This is a genomic window from Pelagibacterium flavum (genome assembly GCF_025854335.1).
GTDB lineage: Bacteria > Pseudomonadota > Alphaproteobacteria > Rhizobiales > Devosiaceae > Pelagibacterium > Pelagibacterium flavum.
In genome coordinates, this window is the sequence record NZ_CP107716.1 from 811341 (window position 1) to 823219 (window position 11879).

The window sequence follows — 11879 nt, forward strand, 5'->3', positions numbered from 1 at the left end:
ATTCATCAACTCGGCTGCTGCCGGGGCACGACATTATTGGCCGGTTGACAAAAGACGTTCGGGGACCCGGACACGAGCAACAGGGTGGCCATCATGGCAGCGTTCATTAAGACTTCTCCCGACAGCCAATCGACCGCACATCATGAGCGGCCGTCAGTTGGTGCCATATTCACGGGGCTTAAAACGCTGGTGTTTGCCACCGAGGCGGTTGGAACGATCTTTCTTGCCTTGGGACATATCGATCTGGGAACGGCGCTGAGCCTGCATTTTGGCTATTGCGCCGTGCTGCTCGGAACCATCCTGCTGGCCGAGCGCAGCGGCATCTATTCGGGCGACCTGCAATCCTTTGCGCTTCAGGTGCTGGTGGCCGGCCCGTTGGGGGCGGCCTCGGCGATGATCGATGAGCAGCTTTCATCCCATGTTCGGGCGGAGCGCCTCCAGCGCTGGTACGATACCATCGCCCCGACGCCGCAGGCTGCCGTTACCCTGGCGGACCGCATCCGTGACGACCAGGTCGTGCGGCCTGCAGCACGGCTGCCGAAATCGGTCGACCGGCTGATCATGTCGGGGTCGATGCGCGAAAAACAGGCGCTGTTCGCCTCGATCGTTGCCGATGGTCCGGTTGAAGGGGCCGGTCTGATCGAGAAGGCGCTGCGCAGCCGCGACCAGCGCGTTCGCGTTCAGGCTGCTGCGGTTTCAGCGTTGTTCCGCTCCAAAATCCGCACCAGTACGGGTTACCGCTTCAAAGGGGGCACCGCAGTTCCCGCCGACCAAACCCCAACACCCGCAGCATAGGGATAAATGTCGATGGAAATGCCCATATGGTTTGTGCCTCCACGGCGCGGCAGCGAGCCTGAAGCCGATGTGTGCCTTATCGCCGAGGGTTGTTATCCCTATGTCTCGGGTGGGGTTTCCACCTGGATCGACTGGTTGATCAGGAGCCATCCGGACCTGACCTTTTCGGTGCTGGCCATCTTGCCGGGCCTGCCGCAAACCGAGCCGCGCTATCAGCGTCCCGCCAACCTTAAAGCCATCCACCACCTTTACCTCGACGACAGGGGGAAGGGGCAAAGGCGATCATGGCCGGCCATGACGCCGCAATGGTACGCCGATACGCTCGATTCAATTCTCGCTCACGGGGACCCGGACGCATTTCACGCCTTGCTCGGGAAATTCGGCCCGGCAGGCCGGCGCCCTTCGGTCTCGACAATGCTCGATTCTCCCCAGGCGTGGCAGGCGCTGTCCGCGGGCTATGCACGCATGCCGCAGACCGCCTTCATCGCGTATTTCTGGGCCTGGCGGGTGTTGGCGGGCGGACTGTTGCGCACGCTGGTCGGCCCGCTGCCCGGCGCCCGGCTCTACCATTCGGTTTCCACCGGCTATGCGGGGCTCGTTGCCGCGCGGGCCGCCCATGATACCGGCCGCCCGGTGATGATCACCGAGCACGGGATCTATTCGAACGAGCGGCGCGTCGAGATCCTGATGGCCGACTGGATCAAAAACAGCATCGATACGGGCCTCGATTTCAGCGACGAGCGCCATGATATCCGAGACTTCTGGGCCGATGCGTTCGAAAGCTTCGCGCGTATCGCCTATAGCGCCGCCGACGACGTGATCGCCCTTTATGGCGATAACAATGCGTTCCAGCTGGCGTTGGGGGCCGACAGCAAGAAGCTGACGGTCGTTCCCAACGGGGTGGATGTGGACCGGTTCGATACGCTCCCCGCGCGCGTTTCAAAGCGCCCCACGCTGGCCTTTATCGGGCGCGTCACGCCGATCAAGGACGTTCAGACATTCATCGATGTGGCAGAGAGAGCGGCATCGAAGGTGGCGGGCCTGCGTGCGCTTGTCATCGGGCCAATGGACGAGGATCCAGACTATGCCCAGAGCTGCATCGAAGCGGTCAACGAACGGGGGCTTGCCGATACCGTAATTTTCACCGGTCCGGTCGATGTGCGCGACTATATGGCCGAGATCGATGTTCTCATGCTCACCTCGATTTCCGAGGCTTTGCCGCTGGTCATTCTCGAAGCGGGAGCCTCGGGTATTCCGTGTATCGCGACCGATGTGGGCGCGTGCAAGGAAATCCTCGGGTGCCCTGGCAGGCCGGGGGAGGCGGCTATCGCCGGCATCGGCGGAATGGTCGCTCCCGTGGGCGATGTCGGGTCGCTGGTTTCGGCGGCGGTGCACATGCTCAACAACCCTTTCGTGCGCCAGCAAATGGGTGCGGCGCTGCGCGCCAAGGTTCGTATTCAGTATCGCTCCGACACGGTGGCCGCAGCCTACACCAAGCTCTACAGCAAGCACCTTTCCCAGTTCGCCAAGAGTGAGGTCTAGAAATGGCCGGCATCGGATTTGCCCTTTCCCGGCTGCGCAGCCAGAACAACCTGGCCGGACATTCCATGGCAACCGGCCATGCGATCATGGTCACTGCCGGGCCCTGGATTGTCATAATGATCGGTTTGGCGCTGATTTCCTGGCTCGGTGTTCCGCTCGTGGGGCGGGAGATGACGACGACCTTCCGCGTTCTGGTCATCTACAGTTTTGCGCTCTCGCTGGTGGTGACAACCCCCATCGCACTCGAGCTCAACCTGCGCGTTTCGGCCGAGTTGTTCGAGCGACGCTTCGAGCGGGTGCATGGCATCTATCATGGTGCCCTGGGAGTTGCGGCGCTCATTACGGTGGCTCTGGCCTGGCTGCTGTTTTCCGTCATCATCGGGCTGGACACGACGACAGCCACCGCCGCCACTTTTTGCGTCCTGCAAGTGTCGTTGCTCTGGTTGGGCATGTCGATGGTCGCGGCGATCCGCCAATATACAATCGTAACCACCGGTTTCACCATGGGGCTCAGCGTATCGGTCGTTCTGGGGCTGTCGCTGGCCAGCCTGGGCTATGGTGTCGCCGGTCTGCTTGCCGGATTTGGCGCGGGACTGTTTCTGGCCTTCGCCATTCTGCATGGGCTCATCGTCCAGACCTTTCCCGGACGCGTTCAGCCCCTGACCAAAAGCCTCCTCGCACTGATCGCGCGTCCGATGCGCTCTGTCACCTTCGTCATTGCGGGCCTTCTGGGTGCGCTGGCGGTGTGGATCGACAAGCTCGTCGTCTGGCAGTCCTATGAGGGTACGGCCATCGCGCATGGGCTCATCCATGCGCCGCGCTATGACGTGCCCATGTTCATCGCCTATCTCTCGATCGTGCCGCTCATGAGCATCGTTTCGATCTGGCTCGAGACCGATTTTTTTACCGCTTACCGCAAATACCGCGACATCGTGCACTCGGGCGGCACGCTTCGTCACATCGAGGCCCAGCGCACGGCCATCACCTGGCAAACCACCAATACGATCTTTTCCGCCTTCGTTATCCAGATCGCCATCAGCCTGGTTCTGGCGCTGGCGGGGCCGTGGATCGTGGGCCTGTTGGGCCTTGGCCTTGAAACGCTGCAGGTGTTGCGTCTGGCGCTGATCGGGGCCGCGTTTCATTTCCTTTTTCTTGCCTGCGTGGGGGTCATTTTGTTCATGCAGTACAGCCGCGCCTATTTCCTGCTTCAGACCGCGTTCCTGGTGCTGAACGGCGGGCTGACCTATGCGCTGCTTGCCAATCCGGACGCCCTTGGAATGGGCTATGTGATTGCAACAGGTGGCGCGGCAATCGTGGCCTACGGGGTCATGGTCAATGCGCTCAAAATCATGAACAGGCTCACATTCGTCGACAACAACCCGGCGGTTGCGGGCTAGACCCGCGCCGCCTCTGGAAATCAAGGAAACAACAGTGAACGTCCATGCTCCAAAACGTGGAAGTCCCAGGGTTTTGCTGGAAGAAGCGGCCAGCAGGTCCTCAAGCCATTGGATCGGTGTCGTTGAAGGCGCCGTGCTGATTGGCGGCGTGTTTGCCATCGAGCGGTTCGGACTTTTCGACCTTCAAACCCTCCCCTTCCACCCACTGGTCCTTGCCATAGCATTGATTGCCGCCCAATACGGCGCTTCAGGCGGGATCATGGCGGCCGCCATGGCAACCGCCATTGCCCTTCTGGGCGGAACGCTTCCCCAAAGGGTGGTGGGCGAAGGCTATTTCGAATATCTCGCCGAAGTCTGGACCACCCCATTGGCATGGCTGGTCATCGCCGTGCTCGTGGGGATCATTTCGGATGGACACCGGCGGCTGTTGCAGCGCGCCGAGCAGGCTCTTTTCGAAGTGCAAAAGGAGCGCGATCTGATTTCAGCGCAGTATGAGGCCCTGGCGGCGCGCGCCAAGCGGCTCGAACGCCGGGTTGCCGGGATCGAGAACTCATCTTCAACACGAAGCTGAGGATGGCACTTACGTCAATATCGTAGAATCACTAGTGGGAGAACCGGAATTTATTAACAAATGTTTAACGTCCATACTCATGAAAATTTGGGAAGGGACGAACGTATGTTAATACAGAAGGACTTTCGCAATCCGGGTTCTGGCTTTACCGCAAAAGCGCTTCTGGAGGGGGTCAACCTCGGTGGAACCGTCCGGCACAGGGAAAAAGACCTTATCTACGCACAAGGGGATGAGGCCGGCGAGATCTTCATCGTAGAGTTCGGTTGCGTGCGGGTTTCGCGGATAACGCTGGAGGGCCGCCGGCTGGTCACGGGCTTTTATTTCGCGGGCGAGGTTTTCGGCTTTGAAACGGGCGCGGAACGCCAATGCTATGCCGAGGCGCTCGAATATTCAGGTACGCGGAATTTTCATCTCGACGACAAGGACCTGGCCAACCCGCAAATCGCCGACATGCTGTATCGCCATCTCGAAAGCATACACCAGCACCTGCTCATTCTGGGAACGCAGAATTCCATCGAACGGGTGGCCGCATTTCTGGTGGGGATCGCGGACCGGCGTGAAGGTGGCGGCACCAAGGCGCGCCTGCCCATGTCGCGGGGTGATATTGCCGATCATCTCGGGCTCACGCTGGAGACGGTATCGCGCGCAATTCACCGCCTGCAGGTCCTCAAGCTGATAACGCTGGTGGGTGCGCGTGAGGTCATATTGCTGGACCGGGACGCGCTTCTCGATCTGGGTGCATAGACCGGCTGTCTGGGGGGCATGCCGGGCCAGATCGGCCCGGGCCGCGTGTTCAGATAAAGTGATATGTACCTTATCTCAGCACGCTCAATCCATGCCGTCCTTGCTATTGTTCTGAGCCCTGAACGGCCATACGAACCAGTTCCGCAAGGCTGTGCGCGTGCATCTTGGTCATGATTGTCGCGCGATAGACCTCGACCGTACGGGGACTTAGCCCCAGATTGCGGGCGATCGTCTTGTTGGGAAGTCCGTTTACGACGCCATCGAGAACCTGACGCTCGCGGGTGCTCAGCGATTCCAGCTTTTCACGCGCCGCCTGACGCACGCGGCGAATTTGGCTTTCTTCCTGCGCGGCGCTGCAGACCCTGGTGAGGGTGGCCAGCATCGCCTCCTCGCTGAACGGCTTTTCGATGAAGTCGCTGGCGCCGGCCTTCATGGCCTCAACGGCGGCCAGTACATCTCCGTGACCGGTCACCACGATAACCGGCAGCGTGTTTCCATCCCTGCGCAAGCGCTGCAAAAGGTCGATGCCGCTTATTTCGGGCATGCGCAGGTCGGTGATCAGGCAGGCATCTTCAAGATCGTCCACCGTCTCGAGAAATTCAACTGCCGACGCATATTTCCGCGATCGCCAGCCCGAAGCCGCAAGCAGAAAGGACAACGACTGACGAACCGGTTCTTCATCATCTACGATGTGGATCAGGAAATCATTTGTCATGGGCCTGAATCTCTTTGTCGACCAAGGGTAGGGTGAACGTGAAAATCGTTTCTCTGCCCGCTACGGAACGGGCGCTTATCGCACCTCCATGTGCTTCGATTATGCGCTTGGAAATTGAGAGACCAACCCCCATGCCGCTGCGTTTGGTTGTTACGAACGCCTTGAAGATTTCCTCGCCGAAATTGGGAGAAATGCCGTGCCCGGTGTCGCTGAGTTCGATGCGGGCGAAGCTGCCGTTCCGGCGCGTTCGTATGGTGATGACCTTGCGCTCGCTGGCGCGCACCGCGTCTGCCGCATTGCGCAGGAGATTGACGATCACCTGCTGGATCTGGGTCGGATTGCCCAGGATTTCCAGGCCGCCGGGCGCGAGATCGAGTTCGACGAGAATGCCGTCTTCCCGCGTGCCGGCCAGCGCCAGCGCCATGGCGCCTTCGATCAGCGAGTTGACGTCCACGATTTCCTTGTCGATCTCGCCCTGTGCCATGAAAATGCAAAGATGGTGGATGATGTCGCCCGCACGCAGGGCCTGGGTTGCGGCAGCGGCAAGGGAATCGCGCAGGGCTGGAAGCATGGCCGGGTCGAACAACTCGAGCATGCGCTTGGCGCCCTGGACGTAGTTGCTGACCGCTGAAAGCGGCTGGTTGATTTCATGGGCCAGGGCCGAGGCCATTTCCCCCATCTCACTCATGCGCGACAGCCGGGCCAGTTCGGCCTCGGTCTGTTCGAGCCGGGTCGCGGCGCGCTCACGTTCTGTCATGTCGCGCACAAAGCCGATAAAGAGCAGGCCTTCGCCCGTGGTGATCCTGACCACGTCGATGCTCATGGGGAAGGTCGTGCCGTCGCTGCGCTTTCCTCGCACCAAGCGGTTGCGGCCAATGAAGCGGGCAAGTCCGGTGGCGGGATGGTCGGCGCGGGCGTTTTCTTCGGGCGGATAGGGATCGGCCATCAAGACCCTGACGTTGCGGGTCAGGACCACCTCCTCGCGATAGCCAAACAGCCTTTCGGCAGCGGCATTGAAAGAAACGATTTCTCCGCTGGGCTTGCTGGCTATCGTTGCGTCCGAGATGGTATCGAGGATGGCTTGCAGGTAGCTTTCGCGTCTTTGCAGGAGCTTGCTGGCCAGCAGCGCCTTGTTGCGCTCCTCGCGCAGAACGCCGCCGAGCCAAGCGATGCCAAAACCCACGCCGGCAAACAAAATCAGGTCCGGGCCCCGCGAGATACTTGCTTCCTCGGTAAAAAAATACACCAGCGGAAGTGCCAGAACCATGGTGAACACGCCGGGCGCCAATCCACCCATGCCGGCAGCAAGCAGAATGGCCAGCGCGAAAAAAAGACCGTTAAATGAGGACGTGAATACCGGGGCGATGGCAAGCTTTAGTGTACTAACAAGGATCAGTCCCGCTAGTCCAACCAAGTATGCGAATATTATATCCCTCGGCAGCCCCATGACGCGAGTAACACCCGGTTTCCAGAGACAAAGTAAAATTTAACCAGAAAAGCAGCAAGTAAAATTATAAAGAGGGACGGGAAACGGCTGACAAGTCAGCGGTTTCGGGAGCGCCGCCCCGTGTGACGGTCCAGCCGGAAAAGGCGGGGGCTATGGCAGGCGGTAAGCCGACTTGGCGGCGTCATAGGCCAGCCATCGGGCGGTTTCGGCGGCCGTGCTGCGGGTGATCCGATGCTGGGCTACGAGACCAGCGAGAAACCCCGATATCTCACGGCGCCACACGTCGTGCCGCGCCGGGATCGAGAGCAGGGCGCGAGTGTCGTCATTGAAGCCGGCCAGGTTATGGAACCCCGCACTTTCGTGCATGGCATCGAGATAGCGGCGGATGCCGTTGGGGCTGTCGTGGAACCACCAGGGCGGGCCGACCATCAGCGCCGGCCAATAGCCCGCCATCGGGGCAAGTTCGCGCGCATAGGTGGATTCGTCGAGCGTGAAGGCGATCAGCCGGAAATTGTTCGCGTTGCCATAGCGCGCCAGAAGGGCTGCCAGCCCATCGACGAAATTGGTGCGCGTCGGGATGTCGTCGCCGAGGTTGCGCCCGTGGGTGGCTTGCAGCCAAGGATCAGTGGCGCGGTGCGAGCCGGCATGAATTTGCATGACCATGCCGTCCTCGGCGGAAAGCCCGGCCATCTCGGTCAGCATCTGGGCGCGGAACTGCTCGGCCTGGCCGGCATCGAGGGTCCCGGCCAGCGCGCCGTCGAGCAGGGCCTGCTTTTCGTGCCCGGCAAGGTCGGCGGTCATGGCCGAGGGGACGCCGTGGTCTGTGGCGGTGGCGCCGTGAGCGCGGAAGAAGGCGCGTCGGGTGCCATGTGCCTTGATGAGCCCGGACCACAAGGCGGTATTTTCACCGGTAAGATCGGACAGATGCTGCAGGTTCTGTGCGAAGCCTGCCGCATCGGGGTCGGTGATATCGTCGGGACGATAGGTGGTGCGGATACGCGCGCCCAGGCCATTGGCCGTGATGGCCTTGTGATGCTCAAGGCCATCGAGTGCAAATTCGGTGGTGGCGATGACTTCGACATTTGCTGCGTCGAGGATGGCCAAGGGACGCAGGGCCGGATCTGCAAGGCGCGCGTTGATCGCGTCGAATGTCTGGTCGGCCGTTTGGGAACTCAAGGGTTGATCGATGCCGAAATAGCGCGACAGCGAATGGGCAAGCCAGAGCTCGGAAGGCGTTCCGGCAAAGAGCCTCCAGTGATTGCAGAGCGTGCGCCAGGCGGAGCGCGCGTCGGCGACCGGGGCGCCGTCCTTGCGCGGCACGCCCAGGGCGTCATAGGCGATGCCTCGGCTGCGCAGCAGGCGCAGGACATAGTGATCCGGTGTCAGAAACAGCGACGCAGCGTCCGAGAACGGCTGGTTTTGCGCGAACCATTGCGGGTCGGTGTGCCCGTGGGGGCTGACGATCGGCAGGTTCGCGATGTCCTCATAGAGCGAGCGAGCCAGTGAGCGGACGGCCGGATCGGGCGGAAAGAGGCGATCAGGATGCAGGATCGTATCGGTCATCATGTGCTCCCTGACCATGTCAGATTTGATGGGTCGTATGCACAGCTAGTATGGTAGTATGTATGTGTCAATGCTTCCGGGCTTGACCGATCCTGCACCATGGGCTCAGTGGTCATCGAGGATAAGGAGATCTGATTGTCCAGTCTTGAAGAACCCGCCTCCGAAGGCATTTTCGTGCTCGACACGCTGGCTGACGGCGCTCCTGGGGCCCGGCAGGCGACGATGGGCCACAGGGTTTTCCGGGCCATCAAACAGGCGATCGTGCGCGGCCAGCTTGTGCCGGGTCATCCGATTTCCGAGGCCGAACTGGCCCGTCAGCTGGGCGTGTCGCGGCAGCCGGTGCGCGAGGCATTCATCAAGCTCTCGGAAATGGGGCTGGTGGAAATCCGTCCGCAGCGGGGGACGTTCGTGCAACTGATCTCCCGGCGCGAGGTCGAAAATGCGCGTTTTATCCGCGAGGCCATTGAGGTTGCCGTGGCGCGGCGTGCGGCGGAGGTGGCGAACGGAGAAAGCGTGCGGCCCCTGTTCGCGCTTGTCGAAGAACAGGACGCATGCGGCGATCGGCCCGACCAGGGCCGGTTCCTGGCGCTTGACGATGCACTGCATCGGGCAATCGCCCTGCTGGCCGATTGCGAACATGCCTGGCGGGTGGTCGAAGACCTCAAGGTTCAGATGGATCGGGTGCGGTTCCTTGCGATTTCGGACGCCACACCGGTGGATACCATCGTCGCGCAACATCGGGACATGGTCACGGCCATCGCCCGCAACGATCCCGACGCGGCCGCTGACGCGGTGCGGACGCATATGCGCGAAATCCTCAATTCGCTGCCCGTCGTTGCGGCGTCGAACAGGGATGTGTTCGTTCCGTGAGCTAGGCCCGATCAAGGGCAGCGATCATTTTGTCTTTGAGCATCGTTTGAAGATGGCCGATGACCAGCCCACGGAGGGATGGGCTGGTGGCGAGGCTTTGGGGGAATATGTCCAGCGCTGACGTGAGCGCGTCGTAGAGCCGGTCGGGGGTTCGATCTGATCTATTGATGGCTCGTGCGATGATGGTCTGGCGAGGGTCGCGCAGATCGTAGGGGGCGCCGTCCTCGGTTTGGCCCAGGCAGTAACGCATCCAGGCAGCGAGCGTGAAGGCGAAGGGGGCGGGATCGCCGCCTTGTGCCATAGTATCGGCGAGCGGGGCGAGGATGCGCTGGGGGAGCTTTTCGGTGCCATCCATGGCGATCTGATAGGTCAGGTGCCGAATGGCGCCGTTGGAAAAGCGGGCGACAAGTTGGTTGCGGTAGGTCTCGAGATCGATACCGGGGACCGGTGACAGCGTTTTGGCTGCGGCAGCCATCTGGGCGCGGGCCAGCCGGGCGATGGCGCGATTGGCCATGGCGTCGGCGACCGTTTCGCAGCCGGCAAGAAAGCCCGCATAGGCGATCAAGGAGTGGGCGCCATTGAGGAGCCTGAGCTTCATACGTTCATAGGGCGCCACATCGTCGACAAACAGGGCTCCCGCCTCGTCCCAGGCCGGTCGACCGGCGATGAAATCATCCTCAATGATCCATTGGCTGAACGGTTCGGTTTCGACGGCGGCGTGATCGGCAAAGCCAGACATGGCCTGGGCGTCCGACAGCGTGCGCTCGGTGGTGGCGGGAGTAATCCGGTCGACCATCGATGAGGGGAAGCGGACGTTCGCATCGATCCAACCCAAGAGGTCGGGGACGGTGCGGGCGGCGAAATCGGCGACGAGGCGCGAGACGATCCTGCCGTTTTCCGGAAGGTTGTCGCAGCACAGGATGGTGAGCGGCCCGGCATCGGCTTGCTTGCGCCGGATCAGGCCGGCGACGAGGAAGCCTATGGCGCCGCGGGGCGATCGGGGATGGGCGAGATCGTGGGCGATGATTTCGTTTGCTGGATCGAGGCCACCGGTGGTCCGATCGATGCCGTAGGCTTTTTCGGTAATTGTGAGGGTGACGATGCGGGTTCCGGGGTCGGCGATGGCCGCGATCACCGCGTCCGGATCGTCGGGGGCGACGAGCACGCGGTCAATGCTGGCGACCAACCTTGCAGTGTCACCGGACTGGTCGCGGGTGATAAGAACATAACGGCCATTCTGGGGATTGAGGGCGTGAGCGGCTTCGGGGGACCGCAGGCTGACGCCGAGGATGCGCCAATCACCGCCTCCTATGGCGAGGGCGGTGTCGGTGTAGAGGGCCTGGTGGGCCTTATGGAACGCACCGACGCCGATATGGACGATGCCGGTGGCATGGTCCTGGGAGGTGTAGGCCGGGCGCTCGATATCGGGGCCGACATTGGCGCTGGCTGACAATCGCATGTTCATCGGGTTCCTCCACCTGTCGCAAGGGTGGTTATAGAAACTTGTAGACTAGTATGGAAGTGTGAAATTGCGGACGTGGGGCGTACGCAGGGGTGCCGTAAAGCGTGAAGATCAGGCTCTGGGTTCGGGATTTATCCCGATCACCGCTCTCGTTGTGAAAGACCGGCGGTCGGTGGCGGCCAAGACCAATCGGTATTCAACCAGTGGTGCCTAAAATGGGTTGTCGATTGTGGCAGGGCCAGTGGACCCCGGGGCTTCAAGCTTCGGGAGCTTTGGCAGCGCGCGAACGCCCAGAGACCTACGGCCGAAGGGGCCCCTCAAACCAGCGCGGCACAGCCAAAAAAACCTGAATGTCGATTCAACCTAATTGCCGGTGCCGAGCAGACGGGTGGCGAAATAGCCGGCGGTGGCGGCGGTGCCGGTGAGGGCGGCGCCCCAGAGTATGTCGATGATGGTGACGGAGACCGACCAGTTCCGGATGGTGGCGAGATTGGTCATGTCGTAGGTGCCGTAGGCGACAAGGCCGAGGACTGCGCCGGCGATCAGGGCCTGTGTCCAGTTGCCCGATTGCATGGCCGGGGCGACGGCGAAGTAAACAATTCCGCCGATGTAAAAGAGATAGAACGCTCCTGCCGCGGCGAGATTGGGCTGGTCGAGGAGAACGTGGCCGATCTGTTCGCGGTAAAAGCCGAAGGCGACCCGCGAGAGCCAGATGTAATCGATGGCGAAGAAGACGATGGCCGTTCCGATGTAGGCAACAACGTAAGGCATGT

The 11879-nt window shown here is 61.5% G+C and carries 11 protein-coding genes; 6 read left to right on the forward strand and 5 right to left on the reverse strand.

Translation table 11 applies throughout. The features are described from left to right. Positions 1 to 93 precede the first annotated feature (93 nt). From OF122_RS04085 to OF122_RS04105, 5 genes are all read left to right on the forward strand, one after another. Positions 94 to 795 (forward strand): hypothetical protein, encoded by a 702-nt coding sequence (locus OF122_RS04085; protein WP_264226552.1) that lies wholly within the window; start codon positions 94 to 96, stop codon positions 793 to 795. Between the two features lie 12 nt (positions 796 to 807). After that, positions 808 to 2337: a GT4 family glycosyltransferase PelF gene (gene pelF / locus OF122_RS04090; RefSeq protein WP_264226553.1), complete on the forward strand. Its 1530-nt coding sequence runs from the start codon at positions 808 to 810 to the stop codon at positions 2335 to 2337. Between the two features lie 2 nt (positions 2338 to 2339). After that, positions 2340 to 3734: an exopolysaccharide Pel transporter PelG gene (pelG, locus tag OF122_RS04095; protein ID WP_264226554.1), complete on the forward strand. Its 1395-nt coding sequence runs from the start codon at positions 2340 to 2342 to the stop codon at positions 3732 to 3734. A 34-nt stretch (positions 3735 to 3768) separates the two neighbouring features. Next, positions 3769 to 4305: a hypothetical protein gene (locus tag OF122_RS04100; protein WP_264226555.1), complete on the forward strand. Its 537-nt coding sequence runs from the start codon at positions 3769 to 3771 to the stop codon at positions 4303 to 4305. Positions 4306 to 4410: 105 nt separating this feature from the next. Then, complete coding sequence (locus tag OF122_RS04105; protein WP_264226556.1) at positions 4411 to 5049, forward strand: helix-turn-helix domain-containing protein; 639 nt, start codon at positions 4411 to 4413, stop codon at positions 5047 to 5049. Positions 5050 to 5152: 103 nt separating this feature from the next. On the opposite strand, the gene fixJ is transcribed toward OF122_RS04105, so the two are convergent. The 3 genes from fixJ to uxaC form a co-directional block, all read right to left on the reverse strand. Next, positions 5153 to 5764, reverse strand: coding sequence for a response regulator FixJ (gene fixJ, locus OF122_RS04110; RefSeq protein ID WP_264226557.1), 612 nt, complete (start codon positions 5762 to 5764; stop codon positions 5153 to 5155). After that, on the reverse strand, positions 5754 to 7178 hold the full coding sequence (locus OF122_RS04115) for a PAS domain-containing sensor histidine kinase (RefSeq protein ID WP_264226558.1): 1425 nt from the start codon (positions 7176 to 7178) through the stop codon (positions 5754 to 5756). The genes fixJ and OF122_RS04115 overlap by 11 nt, the downstream gene beginning before the upstream one ends. Before the next feature lie 183 nt (positions 7179 to 7361). Further along, a complete protein-coding gene (uxaC, locus tag OF122_RS04120; RefSeq protein ID WP_264226559.1) occupies positions 7362 to 8774 on the reverse strand; it encodes a glucuronate isomerase in 1413 nt (470 codons plus the stop codon). A gap of 135 nt (positions 8775 to 8909) precedes the next feature. Here uxaC and OF122_RS04125 point away from each other — a divergent pair, with 135 nt between their 5' ends. Continuing rightward, the gene (locus OF122_RS04125) at positions 8910 to 9644 is read left to right on the forward strand and encodes a GntR family transcriptional regulator (protein WP_264226560.1); all 735 of its coding nucleotides are present in this window, start codon (positions 8910 to 8912) and stop codon (positions 9642 to 9644) included. 1 nt (position 9645) lies between these two features. Here OF122_RS04125 and OF122_RS04130 read toward each other — a convergent pair whose 3' ends face one another. Continuing rightward, the gene (locus OF122_RS04130) at positions 9646 to 11109 is read right to left on the reverse strand and encodes a mannitol dehydrogenase family protein (RefSeq protein ID WP_264226561.1); all 1464 of its coding nucleotides are present in this window, start codon (positions 11107 to 11109) and stop codon (positions 9646 to 9648) included. Positions 11110 to 11469: 360 nt separating this feature from the next. Continuing rightward, positions 11470 to 11877: a DUF2177 family protein gene (locus OF122_RS04135; protein ID WP_264226562.1), complete on the reverse strand. Its 408-nt coding sequence runs from the start codon at positions 11875 to 11877 to the stop codon at positions 11470 to 11472. Positions 11878 to 11879 lie beyond the last annotated feature (2 nt).